25 protein-coding genes are annotated in these 24,545 nt (G+C 42.1%); 11 read left to right on the top strand and 14 right to left on the bottom strand.

All coding sequences use genetic code 11. From position 1 onward, the window contains the following. Positions 1 to 74: 74 nt before the first annotated feature. The 3 genes from ACRHOZ_RS16925 to ACRHOZ_RS16915 all read left to right on the top strand — a co-directional run bounded on the left by ACRHOZ_RS16925 (position 75) and on the right by ACRHOZ_RS16915 (position 4,327). The gene (locus ACRHOZ_RS16925) at positions 75 to 2,360 is read left to right on the top strand and encodes an FdhF/YdeP family oxidoreductase (RefSeq protein ID WP_431128037.1); all 2,286 of its coding nucleotides are present in this window, start codon (positions 75 to 77) and stop codon (positions 2,358 to 2,360) included. Between the two features lie 33 nt (positions 2,361 to 2,393). Further along, entirely contained in the window at positions 2,394 to 3,665 is a 1,272-nt protein-coding gene (locus ACRHOZ_RS16920; RefSeq protein ID WP_431128034.1) for a sterol desaturase family protein, read from the top strand. Between the two features lie 62 nt (positions 3,666 to 3,727). Next, the gene (locus tag ACRHOZ_RS16915; protein ID WP_431128031.1) at positions 3,728 to 4,327 is read left to right on the top strand and encodes an RDD family protein; all 600 of its coding nucleotides are present in this window, start codon (positions 3,728 to 3,730) and stop codon (positions 4,325 to 4,327) included. Here the strand turns inward: ACRHOZ_RS16915 and ACRHOZ_RS16910 are convergent. From ACRHOZ_RS16910 to rsfS, 6 genes are read right to left on the bottom strand one after another with little or no spacing between them, the layout of a single operon-like run. Further along, a complete protein-coding gene (locus ACRHOZ_RS16910) occupies positions 4,324 to 4,587 on the bottom strand; it encodes an acyl-CoA-binding protein (protein WP_431128028.1) in 264 nt (87 codons plus the stop codon). The two genes, ACRHOZ_RS16915 and ACRHOZ_RS16910, sit on opposite strands and share 4 nt — an antisense overlap. Next, entirely contained in the window at positions 4,580 to 5,245 is a 666-nt protein-coding gene (locus ACRHOZ_RS16905; RefSeq protein WP_431128025.1) for a phosphatidylserine decarboxylase family protein, read from the bottom strand. Before ACRHOZ_RS16905 ends, ACRHOZ_RS16910 begins: the two co-directional genes overlap by 8 nt. Continuing rightward, positions 5,235 to 6,038 (bottom strand): phosphatidate cytidylyltransferase, encoded by an 804-nt coding sequence (locus ACRHOZ_RS16900; protein ID WP_431128022.1) that lies wholly within the window; start codon positions 6,036 to 6,038, stop codon positions 5,235 to 5,237. The genes ACRHOZ_RS16905 and ACRHOZ_RS16900 overlap by 11 nt, the downstream gene beginning before the upstream one ends. A gap of 4 nt (positions 6,039 to 6,042) precedes the next feature. After that, positions 6,043 to 6,651 carry an LUD domain-containing protein gene (locus ACRHOZ_RS16895; protein ID WP_431128019.1) on the bottom strand — a complete coding sequence of 203 codons (609 nt, stop codon included), beginning with the start codon at positions 6,649 to 6,651 and terminating at the stop codon, positions 6,043 to 6,045. A 55-nt stretch (positions 6,652 to 6,706) separates the two neighbouring features. Then, a complete protein-coding gene (ftsH, locus tag ACRHOZ_RS16890; protein ID WP_431128016.1) occupies positions 6,707 to 8,653 on the bottom strand; it encodes an ATP-dependent zinc metalloprotease FtsH in 1,947 nt (648 codons plus the stop codon). Positions 8,654 to 8,657: 4 nt separating this feature from the next. Further along, on the bottom strand, positions 8,658 to 9,035 hold the full coding sequence (rsfS, locus tag ACRHOZ_RS16885) for a ribosome silencing factor (protein WP_136466322.1): 378 nt from the start codon (positions 9,033 to 9,035) through the stop codon (positions 8,658 to 8,660). An 81-nt stretch (positions 9,036 to 9,116) separates the two neighbouring features. On the opposite strand from rsfS, the gene ACRHOZ_RS16880 reads away from it, so the two are divergent. Further along, positions 9,117 to 9,860, top strand: coding sequence for a biotin--[acetyl-CoA-carboxylase] ligase (locus ACRHOZ_RS16880; RefSeq protein WP_431128012.1), 744 nt, complete (start codon positions 9,117 to 9,119; stop codon positions 9,858 to 9,860). 1 nt (position 9,861) lies between these two features. On the opposite strand, the gene ACRHOZ_RS16875 is transcribed toward ACRHOZ_RS16880, so the two are convergent. Beyond that, positions 9,862 to 10,254, bottom strand: coding sequence for an SRPBCC family protein (locus ACRHOZ_RS16875; RefSeq protein WP_420398949.1), 393 nt, complete (start codon positions 10,252 to 10,254; stop codon positions 9,862 to 9,864). 9 nt (positions 10,255 to 10,263) lie between these two features. Continuing rightward, positions 10,264 to 10,902: an orotate phosphoribosyltransferase gene (gene pyrE / locus ACRHOZ_RS16870; protein WP_431128008.1), complete on the bottom strand. Its 639-nt coding sequence runs from the start codon at positions 10,900 to 10,902 to the stop codon at positions 10,264 to 10,266. A gap of 7 nt (positions 10,903 to 10,909) precedes the next feature. Here pyrE and ACRHOZ_RS16865 point away from each other — a divergent pair, with 7 nt between their 5' ends. Further along, positions 10,910 to 11,515 carry an NUDIX hydrolase gene (locus ACRHOZ_RS16865; protein ID WP_420398951.1) on the top strand — a complete coding sequence of 202 codons (606 nt, stop codon included), beginning with the start codon at positions 10,910 to 10,912 and terminating at the stop codon, positions 11,513 to 11,515. On the opposite strand, the gene ACRHOZ_RS16860 is transcribed toward ACRHOZ_RS16865, so the two are convergent. The 5 genes from ACRHOZ_RS16860 to ACRHOZ_RS16840 form a co-directional block, all read right to left on the bottom strand. Then, positions 11,499 to 13,304, bottom strand: coding sequence for a M14 family metallopeptidase (locus tag ACRHOZ_RS16860; protein ID WP_431128005.1), 1,806 nt, complete (start codon positions 13,302 to 13,304; stop codon positions 11,499 to 11,501). The two genes, ACRHOZ_RS16865 and ACRHOZ_RS16860, sit on opposite strands and share 17 nt — an antisense overlap. A 43-nt stretch (positions 13,305 to 13,347) precedes the next feature. Next, positions 13,348 to 13,761 (bottom strand): response regulator, encoded by a 414-nt coding sequence (locus ACRHOZ_RS16855; protein WP_420398953.1) that lies wholly within the window; start codon positions 13,759 to 13,761, stop codon positions 13,348 to 13,350. Beyond that, on the bottom strand, positions 13,745 to 15,583 hold the full coding sequence (locus ACRHOZ_RS16850) for a PAS domain S-box protein (protein WP_431128001.1): 1,839 nt from the start codon (positions 15,581 to 15,583) through the stop codon (positions 13,745 to 13,747). The genes ACRHOZ_RS16855 and ACRHOZ_RS16850 overlap by 17 nt, the downstream gene beginning before the upstream one ends. 189 nt (positions 15,584 to 15,772) lie before the next feature. Beyond that, positions 15,773 to 16,234: a pantetheine-phosphate adenylyltransferase gene (coaD, locus tag ACRHOZ_RS16845; RefSeq protein ID WP_431127999.1), complete on the bottom strand. Its 462-nt coding sequence runs from the start codon at positions 16,232 to 16,234 to the stop codon at positions 15,773 to 15,775. A 31-nt stretch (positions 16,235 to 16,265) separates the two neighbouring features. Further along, complete coding sequence (locus ACRHOZ_RS16840; protein WP_431127996.1) at positions 16,266 to 17,240, bottom strand: D-alanine--D-alanine ligase; 975 nt, start codon at positions 17,238 to 17,240, stop codon at positions 16,266 to 16,268. A gap of 78 nt (positions 17,241 to 17,318) precedes the next feature. Here ACRHOZ_RS16840 and ACRHOZ_RS16835 point away from each other — a divergent pair, with 78 nt between their 5' ends. From ACRHOZ_RS16835 to ACRHOZ_RS16810, 6 genes are all read left to right on the top strand, one after another. Beyond that, on the top strand, positions 17,319 to 17,906 hold the full coding sequence (locus ACRHOZ_RS16835; RefSeq protein WP_431127993.1) for a PASTA domain-containing protein: 588 nt from the start codon (positions 17,319 to 17,321) through the stop codon (positions 17,904 to 17,906). A gap of 2 nt (positions 17,907 to 17,908) precedes the next feature. After that, on the top strand, positions 17,909 to 18,937 hold the full coding sequence (locus ACRHOZ_RS16830) for an RluA family pseudouridine synthase (protein ID WP_431127990.1): 1,029 nt from the start codon (positions 17,909 to 17,911) through the stop codon (positions 18,935 to 18,937). Positions 18,938 to 19,024: 87 nt separating this feature from the next. After that, the gene (gene yaaA / locus ACRHOZ_RS16825; protein WP_431127987.1) at positions 19,025 to 19,786 is read left to right on the top strand and encodes a peroxide stress protein YaaA; all 762 of its coding nucleotides are present in this window, start codon (positions 19,025 to 19,027) and stop codon (positions 19,784 to 19,786) included. A gap of 173 nt (positions 19,787 to 19,959) precedes the next feature. Next, positions 19,960 to 22,506: a phosphoenolpyruvate carboxylase gene (locus ACRHOZ_RS16820; protein ID WP_431127984.1), complete on the top strand. Its 2,547-nt coding sequence runs from the start codon at positions 19,960 to 19,962 to the stop codon at positions 22,504 to 22,506. Positions 22,507 to 22,602: 96 nt separating this feature from the next. Then, positions 22,603 to 23,328, top strand: a complete 726-nt coding sequence (locus ACRHOZ_RS16815) for a PLDc N-terminal domain-containing protein (protein ID WP_431127981.1) — start codon at positions 22,603 to 22,605, stop codon at positions 23,326 to 23,328. Continuing rightward, complete coding sequence (locus tag ACRHOZ_RS16810; protein WP_431127978.1) at positions 23,328 to 24,011, top strand: uracil-DNA glycosylase family protein; 684 nt, start codon at positions 23,328 to 23,330, stop codon at positions 24,009 to 24,011. The genes ACRHOZ_RS16815 and ACRHOZ_RS16810 overlap by 1 nt, the downstream gene beginning before the upstream one ends. An 18-nt stretch (positions 24,012 to 24,029) precedes the next feature. Here the strand turns inward: ACRHOZ_RS16810 and ACRHOZ_RS16805 are convergent, their stop codons facing one another. After that, positions 24,030 to 24,449, bottom strand: a complete 420-nt coding sequence (locus ACRHOZ_RS16805) for a LytR/AlgR family response regulator transcription factor (RefSeq protein WP_431127975.1) — start codon at positions 24,447 to 24,449, stop codon at positions 24,030 to 24,032. Between the last annotated feature and the right edge of the window lie 96 nt (positions 24,450 to 24,545).

Below are 24,545 nucleotides of genomic sequence, written 5' to 3'. Positions count from 1 at the left end.
AAGGGTTTGGCTTTTAGAACCATTAAAAAGAAGTGCGCAATTCCTATCTTTAGGCATACAGCTTTGGATGGATTATGGAAAAAAAGGAAAAGCGCAATATTTCGGTTACGGGAGACATCTCTTTTGCAGATTTAAAGGTATCTGAACCTAAGGCATTTGCTGCAGGAATGCCCGCCATAAAGGTGGCACTGGAGCATGTGAACAAGGAGTCAGGCCTATTTCGCTCTATCAAGACCTTATCCAAAATGAACCAAAAGCACGGATTTGATTGCCCCGGATGCGCTTGGCCCGATCCAGATAAACCTTCCAAACTGGGGGAATATTGTGAAAATGGGGTCAAGGCCATTGCCGAGGAAACCACATTTGAGCGCGTAAATCGTGATTTCTTTCAAAAATACTCGGTGGAAGAACTATCCACATGGACGGACTTCCAAATTGGCAAAAGTGGAAGGATTACCGAACCGTTTATACTTAGACCTGGTTCCATTTATTATGAGCCCATTTCATGGGACGATGCCTATATTGCCATTGCGGAACACTTGAAAACGCTGGACAATCCCGATGAAGCGGTGTTCTACACTTCAGGACGGTCCAGCAATGAGGCCGCTTTTCTTTATGGGCTTTTTGCGCGAGCCTTTGGAACCAACAATATGCCAGATTGCTCCAATATGTGCCATGAATCCAGTGGGGTGGCACTATCCGAAACATTGGGTATTGGGAAGGGGTCTGTGGTTTTAGAGGATTTTGATGAGGCTGAAGTGGTGATCGTCATAGGCCAAAACCCAGGAACCAACCACCCAAGAATGTTGTCCGCACTGCAAAAATGCAAACAAAATGGTGGAAAGATCATAACAGTGAATCCACTTTCCGAAAGTGGGCTGAATCGATTTAAAAATCCGCAAAAGGTCAGCGGCATTTTGGGAAAGGGTACCACCTTGACTGATATTTTTCTGCAGGTTAAAGTCAACCAAGATGTACCGCTGCTAAAACTGATCATGAAACGATTGGCGGAAAAGCAGAAATCTGACCAAAAGATTTTCGACTTGGATTTTATTTCAACCAAGACCCACGGGTACCAAGAACTTTTAGCAGATTTGGAACAGCAAGACGAGTTGGATTTACTCAATCGCTGTGGGGTGGATTCCGATAAAGTGGATCAGGCAGTTGAGGTTCTGGCCAAAAACTCAAAAATTATCATTTGTTGGGCCATGGGGCTAACCCAGCACAAAAATGGGGTGGACAACATCAAAGAATGTGTTAATCTATTGCTCCTCAAGGGCAGTATCGGCAAAAAAGGAGCGGGTACATGTCCCGTTAGAGGTCATAGTAACGTGCAGGGGGATCGCAGTGTGGGTATTATGCACCATGTTTCCGAATCTCTTAATAATGCACTAAAGGACGAATTTGACTTTGAACCACCATCAGAGGAAGGATTGGATACGGTCAATGCAATTCAAGCCATGTACGAAGGTAGGGCCAAAGTTTTTGTGGCCTTGGGAGGAAACTTTGTGTCCGCTGCTTCAGATACAGCCTATACCGCAGAAGCATTACAACGCTGCACACTAACGGTTTCGGTAAGTACCAAATTGAATAGAACACATCTTACGGCTGGGCAAACTTCATTGATACTGCCTACTTTGGGAAGAACGGAGCAAGATCAAGGTAGGTTTGTGACCGTGGAGAATAGCATGGGAAAAGTACATCAAAGCAAGGGGAGATTAAAACCGGCGAGTAAGCATCTAAGGAGCGAACCCGAAATCGTGGCCCGACTTGCGGATGCCTATTTTGGTGGAAAGTCAGGCATTGATTGGAACGAATTAGGGTCAAACTATGATTTGATCCGTGATAAAATTGAAAAAGTTTTGAGCGGTTATCACAACTATTCCAATAGATCATCAGGTTCTGGATTTTATTTGCCCAACAATGCCCGAGTGGCGGATTTTTCCAAATTACCTGGAGGGAAAGCGCAATTCTCCGTTTGCAGACTTCCGGATATTGAATTAAAAGCGGATGAATTTCTGTTAATGACTGTTCGCAGCCATGACCAGTTCAATACCACCATTTATGGCATGGATGATAGATATAGAGGAATCTACGGCGAGCGTAGGGTGGTTTTTATGAATCAAACGGATATGCTTCAAAAGGGGTTTCATTCGCAACAGGTAGTGGATTTGGTGAGCAATTACAATGGGGTAGAAAGAAGAGCCCAAAACTTTAAGGTCATACCCTATGACATTCCATCCCAAAACCTCTGTGCCTACTTTCCCGAGACCAATGTCCTGGTTCCCATTGATCTATATGCTGATAAAAGCCAGACGCCAGTAAGTAAATCTGTGGTGGTAAGGGTAGAAGCGGTATAGCTTATTTCTTTCTGGTTTTATATCTTTAGAGTTATGGAAACCTACGCTACAGCCTTATTATATGCCATTCCCTTTTTTGTAGGTTTGGTACTTTTTGAAGTCATTTATGGGTATTTTGTAAAGAATCAGAAACACAATGTCATGGACACGGTGAGCAGTCTGAGCTCTGGTCTAACCAATGTGGTGAAAGACTCTCTTGGGCTGGGTGTGGTCTTGGTCACTTATCCCTATTTGCTGGAACATTTGGCCCTGATGGAAATCCAGACCACCTGGGTAGTTTGGGTGCTTGGATTCTTGGCCCTGGACTTTGCTGGGTACTGGAACCACAGATTGAGTCATCGCATCAATTTCTTTTGGAACCAACATGTAATCCACCATAGCAGTGAAGAATTTAATCTGGCCTGTGCCTTGCGTCAGTCCATCTCCAATTTGCTGGTTTATTTTCCGCTATTAATGATTCCGGCTGCATTATTAGGGGTACCGCACAAAGTGGTGGCCATTTTGGGCCCGCTACATCTCTTTGCCCAATTCTGGTATCATACCCAACATATTGGCAAAATGGGCTGGTTGGAATACATTATAATTACTCCATCGCAACACAGGGTGCACCATGCCATTAATCCTGAATACATTGATAAGAATTTGGGACAGATTTTTAGCTTTTGGGATCGGATGTTCGGTACTTTTCAAGAAGAAATGGAAGAAGTGCCTCCCCAGTATGGCGTTTTAAAGCCTGCCAATACTTGGAACCCCATCTTGATCAATTTCCAACACCTTTGGAGACTGATTAAAGATGCATGGAGAACCCAAAGTTATTGGGACAAACTTCGAATATGGTTTATGCCAACAGGTTGGCGTCCCACAGATGTTGCAGAGAAATATCCCATCCAGATTATTGATGATGTATACAATTTTCAGAAGTACATGCCAGCAGCTTCTCCTGCATTAAAGGGATATTCCATTTATCAATTGCTCGCCAATACGGGCTTGATGCTCTTTATGTTTTACAACTATGCTGAAATTGGATTCGATGGGCTGTTGTTGTTCGGAGCCTTTGTGTTCATTGGAATTTATGGCTATACATCGCTGATGGACAAGGCATCTTTTGCCATTTGGATTGAATTTTTTAGAGCTTTGGCAGGACTACTCTTCATTTACTTTACAGGGGATTGGTTTGGACTAAATGCCTATTTGTTCTTTGGTAGTTATTTGGTAGGGATTTATTTTCTGAGCACGATAGCTGGTGCAGTCTATTTCGCCTATTTTGAAAACACATCTCTGGATAAAGAACAATTGGCAGTTTAGTTTTAAGGGTGTACAATGAAAAGGAACTTTCAAGCGTTTAAGCTTGATAACTCCAACCAACTATGACCCGACAACAACAGCTGGCTTTTTGCAAGATTTGCACACACAGAAAAAATGATTTTGAACGCGGTATCCTTTGTGGGATAACCAATGAACTTGCCGATTTCGAAAGCGAATGTCCCTCTTTTGAAAAAGACGAAAATCTTTCACCCAGAAGTTTTGGAAGCATGTATTCGGATGAGGTTCATTTGCCAACGGCCAGTGCTGGCAAGCGGTTCATCAATTATCTTATAGATTACCTTTTTATTGTTGGCCTCGGCGCACTTGTGGGTGGGTTAATTGGACTTGTACTGAATTATGTGGCTCCTGAGAAGCTATATCTCTTGGATCAGGACAACAAGTTGGTGGACTATGCCCTGGGCGCTGTCCTGCTTTTAGTGTACTACACCTTTTTTGAAGGATTTACGGGAAGATCCATAGGAAAGTTCTTTACCAAGACCAAGGTGGTTTTGGAAAATGGTGAAAAGCCTACTTTCAATGATATCTTGGTGCGTAGTTTCTGCCGCATTATTCCTTTTGAAGCATTTTCTTTTTTGGGAAAAGATGCCATAGGATGGCATGACACTCTTTCAAAAACCAGGGTAGTGGAGATACAGGACTAGTTTTCCCTTAACTCATTGTCCACGAGCTCGATGTAGTTGCGCATGGCTTCATCCGCACCAATATTTTGTGCTTGGATCAGGGCATTGGCCTTAAAGGCATTGATCAAAGGGGTTTTACTTCCAGGATTGCTGAAATTCTTATTGGCTATTTTGTAATAGGCGTACAGTTTGAGGAGCAAATCGGCAGGCATGGGTTCGGTATAGCTGTTTACAAAAGCTACAGCCTCTTCAAATTGCTTATGTAATTCCTCATCAGTCATCCTGCTTTCTTAGCGATGCAATACATGTTTTGGCGCCTACTACTTTTTGATTTAGTTTAACGGTGATATCACAATCCAGGGGCAGTAATAAATCCACCCTAGAGCCAAACTTGATAAATCCAGCATCTTGCCCCTGGGTCACTTGTTCTCCTTCTTCCGCATAATTCACAATACGACGTGCCAAGGCTCCAGCTATTTGGCGATACCCAATCTCACCAAATTTAGGGGTATGCAGAACCACGGTGGTACGTTCGTTCTCGGTGCTGGATTTTGGATGCCATGCCACCAAGTATTTTCCTGGGTGATATTGGGAATAGGTTACGGTGCCGCTGGCGGCATATCGAGTTACATGCACGTTCACCGGCGACATAAATATGGAGACTTGCTTGCGTTTTCCCTTAAAATATTCAGGCTCGTCCACTTCTTCAATAACAACCACCTTACCATCCACAGGGGCCAAAATCTCGTCAAAATTGGGGGTCACGGGTCGTTTTGGGTTTCTAAAGAATTGCAAGACCAAAATCAATAGCACAAGCCCACCTATCTGGATTCCTAATCGTAGCCATTCCAATGACACGTAAAACTGGGCGGCAAGAATTATGGCGACAACCAGAAAAAAGGTGATAGTAATTATTTTTTGGCCTTCTCTATGAAACATATGAAAATATATTAAGTGTCAAATACGCGAAGGGTGCTGCAAATACCAAGCTATCCAAACGATCCCAAATGCCACCATGACCGGGCAATATGGCCCCACTGTCCTTAACTTGGGCAATTCGTTTAAACTTGGATTCCAATAAATCCCCTAAACTTCCTGCTATTACAATCACAGTGGCTAAAACCATCCACTGCATGAGTGTCAAACTAGGCTCATACTTTGCCAGGAAGTATGCTGCTAACAATGCAAAAATAAAACCTCCTATGGAACCTTCCACAGTTTTTTTTGGAGAAACTGACGGATAAAGTTTGGTTCTGCCAATACTTCTACCCACCAAATAAGCAAAAGTGTCGTTTACCCATATCAAAATAAAAATGCCGACAATCAGAAATTGGGAGAAACTATTTTGTTTATAGGGAATCATGGTTAGAAAAATGCAACCACCCCCAAGATAGAGTACCGCAATGATAAATTTTTGGGCGGTGTTAAAGGTTTGGGACTTTTTGGAAAAGAGAAAGACCAGAAGGGCAAGGTTCACTGTAATGGTCAGTAGCATCAAGCCTGTGATGATCAATTTGTCCGTAACAAAATAAATAAAGGCCCACCAAAGCGCTAGATAGGCCACATATACGTAGTAGTTTTTTAGATGTACGATTCGTTTAAATTCGTACAAACAGGCCAATCCAAAAACCATAAAAAGGAAATCAAAGGCATCGGAGCTTAAAAAAACGGTTCCCATGAGGAGTACCACATAAATAACCCCTGTTATGCCACGCCTAAGAATTTCTTTCATGTAATCAGTAGTCTTCTAGCAGCAAAAGATATACATTTTTTGAGGCACTTCCGTAGGAAAGAAAATCATTTTTATTCTCTGGCGTGGGTTGGAAGTGTTTTAGGGTAGTGATATTGTTTGGAATGTTCTTTTTATATTTTTCCTTGATGACTTTCAAAGCTTCGCTTATGGAATCCACCAATTGACTGGTAGTTGCAAAGACAATGAGATTTGATGGGAGTTCATCCAACTTTTTTTCCCTGATTTGATTGGAGCATACCAAAATGGAACCATTGTGTGCCACTAAATGTTCGCAAGTGGTAAAGAAAATATCACTTTCCTTTCTGTTTTGGGTAAATCCGATTTTTTCCGAAGCAAACCTACTTTCCAGTCGAGGATCCAGGGTATAGAAAAAATGTTGCTGCCAGTTGTTTTCAGAGATGATATTTTGAAGAGCTTGGGAAATTTCGATATCATCCTCACAATAGATGAATTTTCCGCCGTTTTTCTTGAAGTAGATGGTGAACTTTTCGTCAACGGGAATTTTAAGGTCGGGCATGTGCTCCCCACGAGTTTCCAGGGTTTCCTTGGAAACCTTTTTTCCACCACCAAAAAGTTTATCAAAAACTCCCATTTACGGTTTCAAAAATACAAGTACTTGGGAAATAATTATCCCTGTGCCCTAAAATTTACTCAGCAGTTTCCAGCTCCTCTTCTTCCTTCTCAAAAGGTCTCTTTCCAAAAATCTTTTCCAAGTCGTCCTTAAAGATAACTTCTTTTTCCAAGAGCCTTTCTGCAAGTTCCGTTAATTTGTCCTTGTTTTCATTCAACAAATTAATGGCCCTGTTGTACTGCTCCTCTATGATTTTTGAAATCTCTTCGTCAATTTTTTGTGCGGTTTCCTCGCTATAGGGCTTGGTGAATCCGTATTCGTTCTGTCCTGAGGAATCGTAATAAGTGATATTGCCCAGTTGATCGTTAAGTCCATAAATAGTAACCATGGCCCTGGCTTGTTTGGTAACTTTTTCCAAATCACTGAGGGCTCCAGTGGAAATCTTGTTGAACACCACTTTTTCAGCAGCCCTACCACCCATGGTGGCGCACATTTCATCCAACATTTGCTCTGGACGAACAATCAGTCGCTCTTCTGGCAAGTACCAAGCTGCTCCCAAGGATTGACCTCTGGGTACAATGGTAACTTTCACTAGCGGAGCGGCATGTTCCAACATCCAGCTTACGGTAGCGTGTCCAGCTTCATGGAATGCGATGGTCTTTTTCTCTTCCGGGGTTATAATTTTGTTCTTCTTCTCCAGTCCACCCACAATACGATCAACCGCATCCAAGAAATCCTGTTTGTTCACCGCTTTTTTCTCTTTACGGGCAGCAATCAAGGCCGCTTCGTTACAGACATTGGCGATATCAGCTCCAGAAAAACCTGGGGTTTGCTTGGCCAAAAAGTCCAAATCCAGGGTTTCCGCTGTCTTAATGGGGCGCAAATGGACTTCAAAAATCTCCTTACGCTCCCTTAAATCGGGAAGGTCTACATAAATCTGACGGTCAAAACGTCCGGCACGCATCAAGGCCTTGTCCAAAACATCCGCCCTGTTGGTGGCCGCCAACACTATTACATTGGTATTGGTGCCAAAACCATCCATTTCGGTCAAAAGCTGGTTTAGGGTGTTTTCCCTTTCATCGTTGGAACCAGTGAAGTTGTTTTTACCCCTTGCACGTCCGATGGCATCAATTTCATCAATAAAAATGATGGCGGGGGATTTATCCTTGGCTTGCTTGAAGAGATCACGGACACGGGAAGCTCCCACACCAACAAACATCTCCACAAAATCAGAACCGGATAGGGAAAAGAACGGAACCTTGGCCTCCCCAGCTACGGCCTTGGCCAAAAGTGTCTTACCCGTTCCGGGAGGGCCTACCAAGAGCGCTCCTTTTGGAATCTTACCTCCCAAAGAGGTGTATTTATCCGGATTTTTAAGGAATTCCACAATTTCTTGTACTTCTTCCTTGGCTCCTTCAAGTCCAGCCACATCTTTAAAAGAAGTACGAGTATCTGTTTTTTCGTCAAATAGTTTTGCCTTGGATTTTCCAATGTTGAAAATCTGACCACCAGCGCCTCCACCGGCACCACCGGACATCCTTCGCATGAGGTAAATCCATATTCCTATAATAAGCGCAAACGGAAGCAAGGAAAGCAACAGTTCACCCAACACATTGGATTCGGTATCAAAATCGACAATGGTATCGAGGTTGTTTTCTTTTTTGATGCTCTTTATCTCGTCTTCAAAGTTTTGCAGGTCACCATAATCCAAGATATACTGTGGAATTTTCCCTGTGGAAAAATTAAAGGGACTATCAGCCACATTTCGGTGAACATCCTTTTGAAGGGCTTCTTCCGTAAGGAACACCTTGGCCTGCCTGGCATTGGTGATGATCAGAATTTCTGAAATATCCCCGTTTCTTAGGTATTCCTGAAGTTCGGAGGTTGTGGTTTTTTCAGTACTGGAGAAACTGTTTCCGCCAAAAAACTGAAATCCAATGATCAATGCAATGACCACACCATAGATCCACCAGGAACTAAAACGAGGTTTCTTAGGGGTATTCGAATTGTTTTCTTTTGCCATTTTTTTAAGAATTATAGCTGCTCTCCACCATGGTGACCTTGGCATCTCCCCAAAGTCCTTCTATGTCGTAGAATTCCCTAATATGTTTCTGAAATACATGCACAACAACGTTTACATAGTCCATTAGGACCCACTCTGCATTTTCCGAACCCTCAACATGCCAAGGTTTATCTTGGATGGCTTTGCTTACGGTTTTTTGGATAGAGGAAACAATTGCATTTACATGCGTGTTGGAAGTACCATTGCAGATTATAAAGTAGTCACAAACTGTATTTTCAATTTCCCTTAAATCGAGGAGATTTATATCTACTCCCTTCACTTCTTCAATTCCATGTAAAATTAAGGCAATCAGTTCATCTGCGCTAGCTTTCGTTTTCTGCATTCAAAAATTTTAGTTTCTACAAAGTTATATTTTTTTTGTTTTCTTAGCCCTAGATTTTAACATAACCTTGGACGCACCACATTGGGAGAACACTCACAAATAATCAAACTTGATGCCACGGACTCCACAAATTTGTATTTAAGGTCCATGGCCCGTGCCAAAAACTTGGAAGATTACACTTGTGTGGTTACCCGTGCCCAAGAGAAGGGAAGGGGTCAAATGGGAACCAGCTGGCAGTCCCAACCCGGTAAAAACCTTACGTTTAGTGTGTTGAAGAAGTTTGTGGCATTGCCGGCAGGGCAGCAGTTCAAGATCAATATTGGGGTTTCTCTTGCAATTTACGACACGTTGGACAAGCTGAACATTCCTAATTTAAAGGTAAAATGGCCCAACGACATTATGTCAGGTTCGGACAAAATTTGCGGGATTTTGATAGAAAATGTCCTGAAAGGACAGTCCATTCAAAACTCAATTATAGGAATTGGGTTAAACGTGAATCAAACCGAGTTTGACGACTTAGGAAAGGTAGCCTCCTTAAAATCTATTTTGGGTCATAGCCTGGAGTTGGAAGAATTGCTTCACAAACTGCTCGCCCGACTTAAGTTTCAATTACACGATATTGAAAACAAGACCGTCGCGGAATTGCTCCCGCAGTATACAAAAAAACTCTTTCGAAAAGACAAACCATCCACCTTTAAAGATGAACAAGGGGAGGTGTTTATGGGTTTTATCCGAGGTGTTTCCCATCAGGGGAAATTGGTACTGGAATTAGAAGACCAAATCTTTAGGGAATATGGACTAAAAGAGGTTGCCCTGCTCTCCTGACCTATATTCTATCCATATTGGCAGAAAGTGTTTCCATAAAATTGGTGATCGGGGCCTTGATCATCATGGCCATCATGGCATTGAATTCCCCTTCAAAACTTAGGCCCACTTCACTTTCCGAATCACCTAAGGATTCAATGTTTCCAGTGAGGGTAAAGGGCAATTTGTCACTTGCCGCACCTAAGACCACTTTGTCATGGGGTTGCTGCTCTTTTAGCCGCATCACAATTTCGGGCATTCCTTTCAAGGCAAATCGGAAGGTTTTTTCATCCAGTACCTCAAATTTGTCAATATTGTCAGGCATTAAGGTTTCAAAGTTTTTAACATCGGTCAAAAACTCAAAAACTTCCTGGGCGCTTTTGCCCACTTTCTTTTTAGCTACTTCAACGTGCATAATATGAGGTTATTTCCATTGCTGTGGATTGGACTTCCACTGCAACAAGGTTTGCATTTGTGATTCTTCAATATAACTGGTTTCGGAAGCTTGCTCAATTAAATGGGCATAATCCGACAAGGTGTGCAAGTTCAGCTTTTCTTCGGCAAAATTGGCCTCCGCCAAGGAAAACCCGTAAGTGAAAACAGCAATCATTCCTTTAACATCAACCTGTTGGGAACGCAATGCCCGTACGGCATTAAGGCTGCTTTTTCCGGTACTGATCAAATCTTCTATGACCACTACCGATTGACCTGCTTCCAGATGACCCTCTACCTGGTTTTGTCTGCCATGCGATTTGGGTTCTGGCCGTACATACACAAAAGGAAGTCCAAGGGCATCCGCAACCAAAATCCCAATCCCAATAGCTCCTGTGGCAACCCCGGCAATGACATCGGGTTTACCATACAATTCCTCGACCTGTTTGGCCATTTCCTTACGTACAAAATCCCTGATATCAGGATAGGATAGCATTACTCTGTTGTCACAGTAGATGGGGGATTTCCAACCAGAAGCCCATGTGAATGGATTTTCTGGTTCCAACTTAATTGCATTAATTTGCAGCAGAAGCTCGGCTGTTTTTTTAGCAGTATCCTTGTTTAAAACCATTGCGCAAATGTATAAAGTTTTTGTTAATGAGTCCCCACTGATTTTAACAAATGAGCGCCAGGACAACACCAATGGAAATCTCTTTTCGCTCGATGGCGATTCTATATTAATGGCCATAGATTCCTTGTCCAAAGGTAGACTCAAGGAAGCTTACATTTACCACCCAGACGAAGAAAAAATCCTGGATGTTTTTATGCATAAAATCCCTGTGGTGGTAGCAGGGGGCGGTTTTGTTACCAATGCAAAGGATAAAGTGCTTTTTATCTTTAGAAACGGCAAGTGGGATCTACCCAAAGGAAAGGTGGACAAAGGAGAGTCCATAGAAAAGGCCGCAATCCGGGAAGTGGAGGAGGAGACAGGAGTAAAGGATTTGGTCATCGAGAAGTTTTTGAGAACCACATATCATGTCTTCAAAAGAAATGGGGAATACCGTTTAAAGCAGGTGCACTGGTTTAGAATGAGCACCACCTATACGGGGAAGTTGGTGGGCCAAGAGGCTGAAGGTATTTTAAAGGTAAAATGGAAGGGAGCCAAAAAAACGAAGAAAGCACTGGAAAACTCCTATCACAATATCAAAATCCTATTCAAGGATTGGTTTATTCCTTCGGAATAAGCGTTGCCGCTTTACTGCCCTTGGCTATTCTAAAAATTGGATACCTTAAATAAGGTTTCTCACGATATTTGGAACGTTGATACACCCAATCCAACTGGGCGTACCAATTCTGGGCGAATTCTTCATCCAATTCCTTTTTGGTCAAGAAGTTCTTGCGAAGCACAGAATCTTTCTTTAGCATATCCAAAGCCACATCCTCAAAAACGTAAGGGGAAAACCCTTCTTTTTGTTGAAGCACCGTATCAAAGAAATTCCAGTTGAAAAAGGAATCGGCTGCCTGTGGCTCCAGCGTTTCCAATACATACCTAGCTCCTATTTGATTGGTTGGAACAATAAGATCCCCTTCCCTAAGCGCTACATTGTCCAAACGTTTTTCAACTTGGGTATTATAATGCAGATAATGCCCCTCGTAAGGATTGTCCCTAGTGTCATAGCTGGAGATGGTATAGGTTTCCAAGAGCAATTCCATGTCTTCCGTTACTTCCGTGTATTGTATCTGATTCGCATCCAATCGCTCCACGATGTTCTTCCAACTCTGGGGTACTACGTAAGCTACTGGAACTGTTATGGTATCGCTTGGACTAAAATAGTTATGGTATACTGTTTCCCTGGTGAAAGGTTGGTCACGGTTATATTTTAGCCTTGGGAAACCGGTTATTTCACTTTCCAACTGTGCTGCTTCAAAACCTTTAAACTCAAGGGTGGTTGTTTGCGAGGTATCCACTTGCCAATTGAAATAGTACTTCTGCAGATCAACAATTTCTTCCTGGGTCTTATTTCGGATTTTTTTTATGGTCTTATGATCTTTTTCTACAATGCCTACCATACTTTCCATTAATGCATAAGTACCTTCCACCCGTTGCTTGTAGGGTTTAAGCATGTGGGTTTCCACCATCATTCCCAAGGTGTTCCACAAGGTGGTATAACCCGTGGAATATCGAGGGTGATCCATAAATTGGGTAAAGCCCAGCTCAGGAGGACGATTGAACACATTTACATAAGGCGTTATATCCCATTCCTTGTCAGCTAGGGATTTTTCCAGTTTTGGGTGCAGTTCCTGATGGAGATATTCACCCAGTTTCCCCCCCAATTTGTTGTGTTGGGTAAACAAATGTGTCAATACGTACTGATAGTCCGCTCCATTGCTCACATGGTTGTCTATGAACACATCAGGTTTTACCAAATGGAAAATTTGGGTAAAGGTTTTGGCGTTTTTGGTATCCATTTTAACAAAATCCCTATTGAGGTCGTAGTTCTTGGCATTTCCCCTAAAACCATAAGCTTCTGGACCATTTTGGTTGGCCCGGGTATTGGAGTTTCTATAGAGTGCCCCGCCAATATTATAGATGGGGATGGTGGCCAAAATGACATTTTTTGGGTGTTTCAGTTGGTTGGTGGCCAAATCCCTAAAGAGCATCATAGTGGCATCAATTCCATCACTTTCGCCTGGGTGAATGCCGTTGTTGATCAAGATTATGGCCTTATCTGCCCTAATATGTTCAAAATTGAAGTCGCCATCAGGATTGAAAGTAACCAAGTGAAGCGGATAACCGCTATCGGTTTCGCCAATGGTCTGTATATTGATTTCTGGAAAGTCCTTGGCCAATCTGATGTAAAAATCGATGGTTTGCTGGTAGGTGGCCGTTTCCGTACCGTCAGACACCTCATAATGAGTTTCATATGAGGTAGTTGTATCCTGCGTAACTGTCTCGCAAGAAATAAAAAGCGTCAAAGCTGATATGAAAGCAAAGAGCTTATAGTTGGATTTGGTTTTGTATAAAGCTTGCATGGAATTCCCCATTACAGAACCTTAAAAATAAGGAATATTATGGTCATGAGGCCAAATGCACCCTACTCAAGTCTGTGGCTTCCAATTTGTAAAGCGGTTTATTCTTGAAATTGAGATAATGCCAGCAGTTCAATCTAAAATCGTTCCACCGTTTATAATCAATGGGGTCTATGGATGAGGTAATTACATTGATGATTATTTTCTCTGGAATGTTCAAGGATACCAGTTCTTCCAAAAATTCCCACCCATCCATAATGGGCATGTTTATGTCCAAAAAGATAACCTCTGGGCAGGGTATTTTGAGCTCAATTCTTTTTTTTAAGGCTTCCAAGGCCAATCTTCCATTTTCAAAATCCGTGATGTCCTTGCATATAGTTATGGTCTTCAACATTTTTCTTAAACCAAAAACAGTGATGGGGTCATCATCAATGATATAGATGCTATTCAGTTTCTTCATTGAAATACACGTTGAATGTAGAACCCGTATCCACTTCACTAGTAACGGAAATGCTACCGTCCATAGCCTCAATTTGATTTTTTATGATGTACAGTCCCAATCCCCGGGCATCCTTGTTGTTGTGGAAGGTCTTGTACATCCCAAAAATCTTGTCCCCATATCGGTTTAGGTCTATACCCAGTCCATTGTCGGTGACACTGAACATCACATTTTTATCTTGTTTTATGGCTCTTAATTCAACCACCGGGCGCCTCTCAGGATGGCGATATTTAACGGCATTGGTCACGAGGTTAAGCAGAATACTTTCCAAATAGGCCGGTACGCTGGACACCATTAGGTCGTCAGGAACATGGTTTTCAAATTCTACCTGGTTTTCTTCCAAAAAGGCCGAAAGATTTTGCTGCATTTTGGTAATGTGCTCACTAAGGTTCAAGGATTTTTTGTCCAAATTGACATTGGTGCTGATATCCACAACCTCATTCAGGTTTTCCAAGGTATCCAGGAGATTGTCAGAGGCGTGGAACAACATTTTCATGATCCGTTGTTTTTCCTTTTCATCCGACTCCCGGATAAGGAAATCCAGCAGCATGGAGAAGTTGGCCGTATGGGACCTTAGATTATGTGAGACGATGTGCGCAAAGTTGATGAGCTTTTTATTTTGAATGGCCGTAACATTGATCAAGTTATGGAGTTGGTCCTCCTTTTGTTTGATATGTGTAATATCCATGCTCATACCTATAAGACCATAGGCTTTCCCTTTCAAATCCAGCAAGGGGATTTTGGAGGTCAAGAAATTGGTGGCGGTACCATCTTTTCTTACGTTAATGGTCTCCCTGCCTATCATAGGTTCTTGGGTCCGCATAACTTCCAGGTCCTCATCCCTTGAAATTTGGGCCACGGCCTCATCATAAAGATCAAAATCAGTTTTACCCAAAAGGGTATCGGGAGTGGTACCCAAATAGTCACATTCCGCTTTGTTGACCAGTATTTTTCTGGAATCCTTGTCCTTTACAAACACATTAATGGGCAAGTTATCTATCAAGGTGGTGAGTAATTGTTCACTTTCCCTGATTTTTTTGTCTGCCATCATCTGTTCGTCAATGTCCTGAAAGGTTCCAAATATCTTGTGGATTTCCCCATTTTTCCGGATGGCTTTACCGGCAGCGGCTACCCAGCGTTCTTTGCCATTTTTTGTAATGATGGTCAATTTCTCATGGAATGGGGTGCCATTTTCCAGCGCTTTGTGAAAAAGCATGGAAATCCGATTTCTGCTGTATCCTTGTTTGTAGAATGCTATGGCTTCCGTAACCGTGGGTTGATAATCAGCCTGAACCTCGTGTATTTTTTGGGTTTCCTCGCACCAATGGAGTTCCTCGGTTTCCAGATTATATTCCCAACTCCCTACTTTGGCCACTTCAGATTTGGTCTTCAATAGGGTAGTGATTCGTTCCAGTTCCTGCTCTTTTTCTACCAGCTGTGAAATATCATCGGTCTGGATAATGGTGCCCAGATGGTTTTCATCTTCGTCAAACCACGGGGTGCAGATGCTTTCATACCATTGTTCTAGACCGTTAACTAGTTTTTTATGTCGAAATGACCCTCCAGAAGGGGTGGCTATACACTTCTTAAAAGTTACCGTATCAATTTCCAGATGATTTTGGTACCAGAGCTGGATATCTTTGTCAGAGCCTTGGAAGTCATCAAAAATGGCATACCAAGCATCCGAGGCATCGACTAAAAAAGAGTTTTTGTTGACCAAAGCTGTAGGCTTCGGTAGCTGTTTCAAAACATACTGATGGTGTAGGGTTTCGGTGGTTTTCAAATTTTGGGGGAAGGTTTGGGTTAGCGATATTATACGAATTTTCCTACTAAAATATAGGTATTGGAGCTGCTCCCGTAGTATTTGTTGTGAATCAACAAAAAAATGTGGTTTCTTCGACGAATGGAATTAAGCGCTAGCCAAGAAGAAAGTTGGAATCGGTAAGAAGTCCAACATGTTGGAGGAATGTTACTATTTCAGTCCAACCCGCACCGTGTCCGGCACCAATCCAGTATAATCCCCGCCATTTCTGATTACATCCCGTACAATGGAAGAACTGATATACGATTTACCGGAAGAGGTCAATAAAAAAACAGTTTCAATCTCCGAAAGCTGACGGTTGGTATGGGCAATAGCTTTCTCAAACTCAAAATCGGCCGGATTACGGAGTCCCCGTAAAATAAAGTCTGCATCTACCTGTTTGCAAAAATCCACTGTGAGACCTTCATAGGTAACCACCTTTATTTTGGGCTCGTGCTTAAAAGCTTCGGAAATAAATCGGGTCCTTTCCTCAAGGGAGAACATGTACTTTTTGTCCGCATTGATACCTATGGCGATCAACAACTCATCAAACAGCGTAATCCCTCTTTGGATAATGTCATAATGACCTAGGGTTAGCGGGTCAAATGAACCTGGGAAAATAGCGCGTCTCATGATTTTTGGTTTGGTTAAAAATACTGAATTTCTATTGTAAAGCTTCTTCTATGGCACTGCTAAATAGTTGCTCCAAACTTATCCCTGCGGTATTGGCCTGTTGGGGAAGTATGCTTTCTTCCGTTAATCCAGGAGTGGTATTCACTTCCAACAAATAAGGTTCGTCACCAATAAATATAAACTCACTTCGGGTATAGCCTTTTAACCCTAAAGTTTTATATATGAATTCAGCCAGATAGGTCACCTTCTTTTGCTGGATTTCGGAGATTCGGGCTGGGGTTATTTCTTGGGATTTCCCCAAATATTTGGCCTCGTAATCAAAAAAATCATTTTCAGAAACGATTTCCGTAATTGGAAGTACAGAGACTTTTCCTTTATAGGTGATGACACCTACCGAAACCTCTGTCCCTTCCAAAAAGGACTCGATGATAATCTCACTGTCCTCCTTAAACGCCTTGTCAATGGCTGATTTTATTTCCTCCTGTTTGTACACCTTGCTAATGCCGTAACTACTCCCGGCCCTATTGGCCTTTACAAAACAGGGCAATCCTACTTTTTTAACAATTTGGGCCGTATCAACGGTATCTCCTTCATTCAAAAAATAGGAGGTGGCACAGGGAACACCATAAGGTTTTAATGCGCTCAACAGATCCCTTTTATTAAAGGTAAGTGCAGCTTGATAGTGATTGCACGAAGTGTGCGGTATGTTCAACAATTCAAAATAAGCCTGGAGCAAACCATCTTCTCCCGGAGTTCCATGTATAGCATTGAACACACAGTCAAAATGAATTTTATCCCCATGGGGTGAAATGGTAAAATCCGATTTATCCACAGGAAACTCGGTGTTGTTACCGTCCACATAAACCCAGCTTTCTTGGGTAATTTTGATGGGAAATGCATTGTACTTGGAGCTGTCCAAAAACTTTTGGACCACCTTGCCGCTTTTAATGGAGATTTCGTACTCGCTGGAGTAACCACCCATAATGATGGCAATGTTTTTTTTCATCGGCTTATCGAATATGGCAAGGCCAAAGTAAAGAAAAATGACTGGCTTTCCTATATTTGTCCAGTTAAGGAAAAGTAGATGAAACATTTTTTGAGCTTTTTAAAAAGTAAAACATTTTTTATCCAATTGGGCCTTGCTGTAGTGGTGGCCGTACTATTGGTGTTTATCACCTTGAAGTGGCTCAAAAGTTCCACGAATCACGGTGAGTTTGTGGAAGTGCCGGATTTCTCAAGAATGTCGGTAATGGAGATGCGTGATGCCGTTGAAGACGCAGGCTTGCGTTATCAGGTATTGGATTCTTCCAACTACAACCCCGATTTCCCTAGATTTTCCATTTTGGAACAGGATCCCCCTGCAGGAAACAAGGTGAAAGCCAATCGTAAAATATACTTTACCGTTAATCCTTCAGGGTATAAAAAAGTGTCGGTTCCTGATATTATCCAGGTTACCCAACGCAATGCAAGAACCATGCTGCAGGCCGTGGGCTTAGAGGTGCAACGGGTTACCTATATAGATGAGCTTGGAAGGGACATGGTGTATCGAATGAAGCATAAAGGGAAACACGTTAAACCTGGGGATAAATTGCCCAAAACTTCCAAGATAGAACTGATTTGTGGCAATGGTACCATTCCAGGTAGTGCCAGGGTGCAGGCAGAATCGCAATAAGCATGGACACTCCCGAAAATCCTGAATTATCACAGGAAGAACTCTTTGAACACCATAAGTTTGTTGCTTCCAAGGGTCAAGAACCTTTGCGTGTGGACAAGTTCTTGATGAACTTCATTGAAAATGCCACCCGAAACAAGATCCAACAAGCTGCCAAGCAAGGACATATTTGGGTCAACGATGCCATCGTAAAACAGAACTACAAGGTTAAGGCAGGAGATGAAGTGAAGGTATTGTTTGAACATCCACCGTATGAATTTCTGTTGACTCCTGAAGACATTCCACTCGATATTGTTTATGAGGATGATTCCCTACTGGTGGTGAACAAGCCAGCTGGCATGGTAGTTCATCCCGGACATGGAAATTATTCGGGCACCCTGATCAATGCCCTGGTACATCATTTTGACCATCTTCCAAAGAACAGTTCGGAACGCCCCGGGCTTGTGCATCGGATAGATAAAGACACTTCGGGCCTTTTGGTGATTGCCAAAACGGAGCAAGCCATGACCCATTTGGCCAAACAATTCTTTGACAAGAGCAGCGAGCGGGAGTATTTGGCATTGGTATGGGGAAATGTTACCGATGATGAGGGTATTGTGGAAGGTCATATCGCCAGAAATCCGAAAAACCGCTTGCAGATGATGGTCTTTCCGGAAGGTGATCAAGGGAAGGATGCGGTGACCCGTTATAAGGTAATAGAGCGATTGGGCTATGTGACCTTGATTTCATGCAAACTGGAAACAGGAAGGACCCATCAGATTCGGGTGCATATGAAATATATTGGCCATACCCTGTTCAATGATGAGCGATATGGCGGAGATAAAATTTTGAAGGGAACCACCTTTACCAAGTACAAACAATTTGTGGAAAATGCCTTTAAGATTCTTCCAAGACAGGCCCTACACGCCAAAACCTTGGGTTTTGAACACCCGGTAAACGGAGAGTTCATGCGATTTGATTCTGAATTGCCCGACGATATGACCCTCTGCATTGAAAAGTGGAGGAACTATGCCAAACATAGTGAATCATAAGCTTATTCAATCCAATGATTGATAAGACCTTTGGAAGGCTGTTTCCAGAATCCGATTTCCTCATTATTTTTACAAAAATCAAAAGTTATGAAAATCGTCATCTCGCCTGCTAAATCACTTGACTTTGAAACAGCCTTACCGACCTCAAAATATAGTCAACCACAGTTTTTGGAGCAATCCCAAAAATTGAATGCCGTCTTGGTAAAGAAAAAACCAAGGGCACTCTCCAAACTGATGTCCATTTCGGACAAGTTGGCCGAATTGAATTGGCAGCGAAACCAAGAATTTTCAACACCATTTACATCTGAAAATGCCAGACCAGCGGTATATTCTTTCAATGGGGATGTATACCAAGGCTTGGATGCCTATACCATTCCAGAATCCAAATTGGAGCAACTTCAAGGTACCCTACGGATTCTTTCAGGGCTTTATGGCATCTTAAAGCCGTTGGACCTAATTCAACCGTATCGGTTGGAAATGGGCACCCAGCTAAAAGTGGCTCGTAAAAAGAACTTGTACGAATTCTGGCAAAAACAGCTTACATCCCACCTTAATGAGGAAATGGAAGAAGGGGAACTCTTTATTAATCTAGCCAGCAATGAATACTTTGGTGCCATTGACCCCAAAACGCTCAAAGTTCCCGTGATTACCCCAATTTTTAAGGATTGGAAAAATGACAAGCTGAAAGTCATAAGCTTTTTTGCCAAAAAAGCCAGAGGTTCCATGGTGAGGTACATTTTGGACAAGGATGCCAAAACTTTGGACGACATTAAAGGATTTAACTACGATGGCTACATTTTTAGTGCTGAGCATACGCTAAAGGAAAACGAACCCGTCTTCATCCGATAAATTATTGGCTGGATAACCTAGGTGCAACTTTGGCTTTGCACAAATGCAATTTAGAGATGTTAAGTTTGTGGGGTGCCTGTCTTAAATTGTGATGTGCATAAATTTGGGGTGCTCATTCAGCATTTATCACGATCTTAGCCCTTCGGCAAAACATTAACCATACCATTTGATCCATGCAGCATTCAAGACGTCTGGAAGAATTTAGAAAATCGGTGACCAACAAGTTCAACGTGTACAATAGTTTGTTCTTGAGCTTACCGTATAGGGATATAGAAAATGTTGGAATGTTGATTCCCTTGTTATTGGATCAGTGCGAACTGGGTCTCAGGGCTGGGAAAAAACCCCAAGAGATATTGGAGACTTTTTTCACCAATTTCATGGATATAAAAGATGAGCGGGAGCGGCTGGATTTTATGTTCAAGATCATTCAGTACGTGGAACGCCAAGTGGTACTTTACGATAGTGTGGAGGATTCGGCATTTCCAAAGCTTCAGGAATATACCAATTCCCTTTCGGTGAAGGATTATTTTGAGTTGGTGAACCAGACCAAAAACTGGGACAAAATAGCCAAAAACCTTTCCAGCTTTAGCGCTCGGTTTGTGCTTACAGCGCATCCTACGCAATTTTATACCCCGGCAGTATTGGACATTATAGCCGAGCTCAGAAAGTTGATTGATAAGGATAAAATTGACGATATTGACCTTACCCTACAACAATTGGGCTTGACCTCTTTGGTGAATTCGAAGAAACCTACCCCTTTGGATGAAGCCAAGAACATCATCTATATTTTAAGAAATACCTATTACGACGCCATTGGGGAGCTTTTCGAATACATCAAAAGCAATATTAGGGACGAGGATTTTGCCAACTATAATATCATAAAGCTTGGATTTTGGCCAGGAGGTGACCGTGATGGCAACCCATTTGTTACCGCGGATATTACCAGAAAGGTGGCGGACGAGCTGAGGCTCACCTTGATGAAGTGCTACTACAACGAATTGAAGGCGCTTCGGAAGAAATTGACCTTTAAAAGTATCCAAGAGGATTTACTCACCTTGAGTGGTAGACTCTACAAGGCCATGTTTGATGTCAAATCCATTATCAGCTATCCTGAGATCATGGAACGATTGGACGCCATCCGCGAAAAATTGGAGGCCAATCACCATGGGCTGTATTTGAAAGAATTGGACAGGTTTATCAACAAGGCGCATATTTTCAAAACCCATTTTGCCACCTTGGACATCCGCCAAGATCACAGCAAGCATTATTTAACGGTGGAGACCATTCTTAAGCAACAAGGGGCAATCAAAGAATCATTGGATGAATTGAGCCAGGAAGAATTGGTGCACTGGCTGTTGGAAAAGGATTTAAAACTGGATCCTTCGGATTACGAAGAAGATATTGTTAGAGATACTTTGACCAATATTGGGCAGTTGAAAGAAATTCAGCAAAGCAATGGGGAAGAAGGCTGCAATAGATATATCATCAGTAATTCCGAAGATATTTATTCGGTTTTCTTTGTATTTGGACTTTTCAGATGGTGTGGTTGGAAAGCTGAGGAAATAACATTTGATATTATTCCCCTCTTTGAAACCATGAAGGGTATGGAAGCCTCCGAAGAGGTTATGCAAACCTTCTTTGACACCCCAATTTACAGAGCCCATTTGGAACGCAGGAATAACAAGCATACTATTATGCTAGGCTTCTCGGACGGAACCAAGGATGGCGGTTATCTTAAAGCTAATTGGTCCATTCTCAGAACCAAGGAAACCCTGAGCAAGGTCTGCAAAAGAAATGGGATAAAAGCTATCTTTTTTGACGGTAGGGGAGGACCACCAGCAAGGGGAGGTGGTAAGACACATCGATTTTATGCTGCCCAGACCAACGATGTGGCCAACCATGAAATCCAGATGACCATCCAAGGGCAGACCATTACCAGTACCTATGGTACCAAGGAACAGTTTATGCACAATTCCGAGCAGTTGCTTACTGCGGGATTGAGCAATGATCTCTATGGAAAGGAACATGTAATTTCTTCGGAGCAGCGGAAACTAATTGAAACGCTTTCGGAAATGAGCTTCGATAAATACAATGCCCTTAAGCAACATGAAAAGTTCATCCCGTATTTGGAGCATAGGAGTACCCTAAAATTTTATACCAAGGCCAATATTGGAAGCCGTCCCGGAAAGCGGGGCAGTAAAAAACAATTGACCCTGTCCGATTTGAGGGCGATTTCCTTTGTAGGTTCCTGGAGCCAGTTGAAGCAAAATGTCCCTGGCTATTTTGGGATAGGAACGGCCATTCAAAATTTGAAGGATCAAGGAAAATTGAATGAGGTCAAAAAATTGTATAAAGAGGTGCCATTCTTTAGGGCTTTGATGCACAACAGTATGATGTCCCTAGCAAAGACCAATTTTGATTTGACCAGCTATATGGCAGAAGATGCAGAGTTCGGCGAATTTTGGAACATTCTACATGACGAATTTTTATTGTCCAAGAAGATGTTGTTACAGATTTCCGGTCAAAAGATTCTGATGGAGAATGAGGCGGTATCCCGTGAATCGGTAAAGATCAGGGAACAAATTGTGCTGCCGTTACTGGTAATACAACAAAACGCCCTGTACCACATCACCAAAAAATCCAAATACCAAGAGCTGTACGAGAAAATCGTTACGCGTTCCCTTTACGGAAACATTAATGCGAGTAGAAACTCGGCTTAAAATGCCAACTTTCTGATTTTTAAAGAGGTACTTTTGAGCGGATGAAAATGCCTTGAACAAGCTTGGTATTTGCCTATTACTTTTTATTTTTAGGCAATGTACTACTACGCCATAATTGCTCTCCAGGGATTTTGTGTTTACCATTGTTATACCAATAGAAATAATTACTATTGGATTTTTGCCATCATTTTTCTTCCTGTGATAGGATGTATTCTGTATCTCTTCACGAATGTGTTTCAAAAGAGGGATATTGAAAAGGTCCAGGAAAGTTTGGTAACCGCAATTAATCCTTCAAAAAAAATCACGGATTTGGAAAAGAAACTGAAATTTTCCGAAACCTTTGAGAATAGAGTTGCCTTGGCAGATGCCTATTTGGAGGAAGGACTGTACCCTGAAGCAATTTCTTATTACGAATCTTCCTTGAAAGATGTTTTTTCCAAAGATTTTTACGTGATTTCAAAACTGTTGGAAGCACAGTATCATAACTCCAATCCGGAAGAGGTTGTAGTTTGCGCCGAAAAGATTTTGGACAATCCCAAGTTTCGGAAATCCAAAGCATCATTCCTTTATGCCTTAACACTGGAGAAAATGGGAAAAATACAAGCGGCAGAGGAAGTGCTGCGGACATTTGATGCACCCTATTCCAATTTTTCGGAACGACTGGAGCTTGCCCGTTTCTTGCAGCGACAGGGAAAACTGGAAGATGCAAAGGAGCTGTATCAAGAAATGGTCTCGGAATTCGAAAATATGTCCAAACCCAACTTTAGACAAAACCGACATCTAATTAAAATAATAAGAGAGGAACTACAGGCACTTCTATAATGTTTTTGCACACCCATCCCTACGAACCCTTTTTGTTTCAAGAAGCCACCAAGGTTATTGTGGGAACGCTTCCGCCACCTCGTTTTACCACAGGAGAACTGAAACCGGATGATGTTGATTTCTGTTATGGGAGTCGTAATGGGATGCTTTGGCCTATACTAGATCGTATTTTTGGTTTAAACCTCAAATTCGAAACTACTCCTGAAGCTATGGAGCAGCGCAAAAAGTTCCTTTTGGAACAGCAAATAGGGGTATGTGATATAGTGGCAAGTGCAGAGCGACAAAAAGTGGATGCTTCGGATTTAGGGATGCAGAATGTACAACTTCGGGATTTGGTAGGCTATCTAAGGAATTATCCAAATCTTAAAACCGTACTTTTTATGGGCGGAAACAGTAAAAACGGGCCTGAGTATTTTTTCCGAAAGCAACTCAAGGAACAGGGGTTGTCACTGCAAGTAGTTTCCAATGAAGTTCCGAGAATACATGAATTGATGCTGTCTATCCCATCGGAATCAAAGAAGAATACAAAATTGGTAAGAACCGTTTCCCTAACCGCACCCTCTGGGGCTGCCAATAGGGCAGTGGGGAGCTTGCAAACGTATAAGGACATGAAGTCGCAAAACCCAGACTTCAATACCATGGACTTTAGGGTCATGCAATACCGACCTTTTTTTGAATCTTAATAAGTATTCGAGGATTCTTTATTTGAACGTGGACATTACCTCCGAGAGCTTGTAAGTGGGCGGTAATGTTTTTTTACCTAGTTCAATTTGGGCAATTGCTTTTTGAACGGCTCTTTCAAACCGCTTTTTAGGCATAGGTTTCATTAAAAAATCATCTACGCCGTATTCAAATGCCTTGACCGCAAAATTGGACCAGGTGGAATTTAGGATAATGGAAGCGTTGATTTCAATGTTGTCCAGGAGTTCAAAGGCATCCACGTGATCCATTAGGATGTCCAGAAAAACAATATCAACCTTCTTTTCATATACTGCCCTAATTCCGCAAAAAGGATTTTGGAATGAACCCACCAATTTCAGTTGCGGATGGTTTTTGACCAAAATGGTCGTAGCCAAACGCTGAATGGAAGAATCATCTATGACAAGGGTAGTATATTGCATAAGTAGGCCTTTAATAATTCTAAATTAAGGCCCTTATAACTGTTGTAGAAATATAGGGGTTATACTACAGTTTTAGTGGGATAAAATCATGATTTT

It is taken from the genome of Flagellimonas flava, assembly GCF_050617915.1.
GTDB classification, from domain to species: Bacteria; Bacteroidota; Bacteroidia; order Flavobacteriales; family Flavobacteriaceae; genus Flagellimonas; species Flagellimonas flava_A.
The sequence above is the reverse complement of the archived record's forward strand: the minus strand, read 5'-3'. Positions and strand labels throughout refer to the sequence as shown.

Bases quoted from the DNA above. Each gene is read 5' to 3' on its own strand.
- ACRHOZ_RS16895 (WP_431128019.1), bottom strand. From the start codon at position 6,651: ATGGGAGTTTTTGATAAACTTTTTGGTGGTGGAAAAAAGGTTTCCAAG.
- coaD (WP_431127999.1), bottom strand. From the start codon at position 16,234: ATGAGACGCGCTATTTTCCCAGGTTCATTTGACCCGCTAACCCTAGGT.
- ACRHOZ_RS16915 (WP_431128031.1), top strand. From the start codon at position 3,728: ATGACCCGACAACAACAGCTGGCTTTTTGCAAGATTTGCACACACAGA.
- ACRHOZ_RS16910 (WP_431128028.1), bottom strand. From the start codon at position 4,587: ATGACTGATGAGGAATTACATAAGCAATTTGAAGAGGCTGTAGCTTTT.
- yaaA (WP_431127987.1), top strand. From the start codon at position 19,025: ATGAAAATCGTCATCTCGCCTGCTAAATCACTTGACTTTGAAACAGCC.
- ACRHOZ_RS16830 (WP_431127990.1), top strand. From the start codon at position 17,909: ATGGACACTCCCGAAAATCCTGAATTATCACAGGAAGAACTCTTTGAA.
- ACRHOZ_RS16815 (WP_431127981.1), top strand. From the start codon at position 22,603: ATGTACTACTACGCCATAATTGCTCTCCAGGGATTTTGTGTTTACCAT.
- pyrE (WP_431128008.1), bottom strand. From the start codon at position 10,902: ATGGTTTTAAACAAGGATACTGCTAAAAAAACAGCCGAGCTTCTGCTG.
- ACRHOZ_RS16835 (WP_431127993.1), top strand. From the start codon at position 17,319: ATGAAACATTTTTTGAGCTTTTTAAAAAGTAAAACATTTTTTATCCAA.
- ACRHOZ_RS16810 (WP_431127978.1), top strand. From the start codon at position 23,328: ATGTTTTTGCACACCCATCCCTACGAACCCTTTTTGTTTCAAGAAGCC.
- ACRHOZ_RS16920 (WP_431128034.1), top strand. From the start codon at position 2,394: ATGGAAACCTACGCTACAGCCTTATTATATGCCATTCCCTTTTTTGTA.
- ftsH (WP_431128016.1), bottom strand. From the start codon at position 8,653: ATGGCAAAAGAAAACAATTCGAATACCCCTAAGAAACCTCGTTTTAGT.
- ACRHOZ_RS16925 (WP_431128037.1), top strand. From the start codon at position 75: ATGGAAAAAAAGGAAAAGCGCAATATTTCGGTTACGGGAGACATCTCT.
- ACRHOZ_RS16860 (WP_431128005.1), bottom strand. From the start codon at position 13,304: ATGCAAGCTTTATACAAAACCAAATCCAACTATAAGCTCTTTGCTTTC.
- ACRHOZ_RS16820 (WP_431127984.1), top strand. From the start codon at position 19,960: ATGCAGCATTCAAGACGTCTGGAAGAATTTAGAAAATCGGTGACCAAC.
- rsfS (WP_136466322.1), bottom strand. From the start codon at position 9,035: ATGCAGAAAACGAAAGCTAGCGCAGATGAACTGATTGCCTTAATTTTA.
- ACRHOZ_RS16900 (WP_431128022.1), bottom strand. From the start codon at position 6,038: ATGAAAGAAATTCTTAGGCGTGGCATAACAGGGGTTATTTATGTGGTA.
- ACRHOZ_RS16875 (WP_420398949.1), bottom strand. From the start codon at position 10,254: ATGCACGTTGAAGTAGCTAAAAAGAAAGTGGGCAAAAGCGCCCAGGAA.
- ACRHOZ_RS16855 (WP_420398953.1), bottom strand. From the start codon at position 13,761: ATGAAGAAACTGAATAGCATCTATATCATTGATGATGACCCCATCACT.
- ACRHOZ_RS16905 (WP_431128025.1), bottom strand. From the start codon at position 5,245: ATGTTTCATAGAGAAGGCCAAAAAATAATTACTATCACCTTTTTTCTG.
- ACRHOZ_RS16865 (WP_420398951.1), top strand. From the start codon at position 10,910: ATGTATAAAGTTTTTGTTAATGAGTCCCCACTGATTTTAACAAATGAG.
- ACRHOZ_RS16840 (WP_431127996.1), bottom strand. From the start codon at position 17,240: ATGAAAAAAAACATTGCCATCATTATGGGTGGTTACTCCAGCGAGTAC.
- ACRHOZ_RS16805 (WP_431127975.1), bottom strand. From the start codon at position 24,449: ATGCAATATACTACCCTTGTCATAGATGATTCTTCCATTCAGCGTTTG.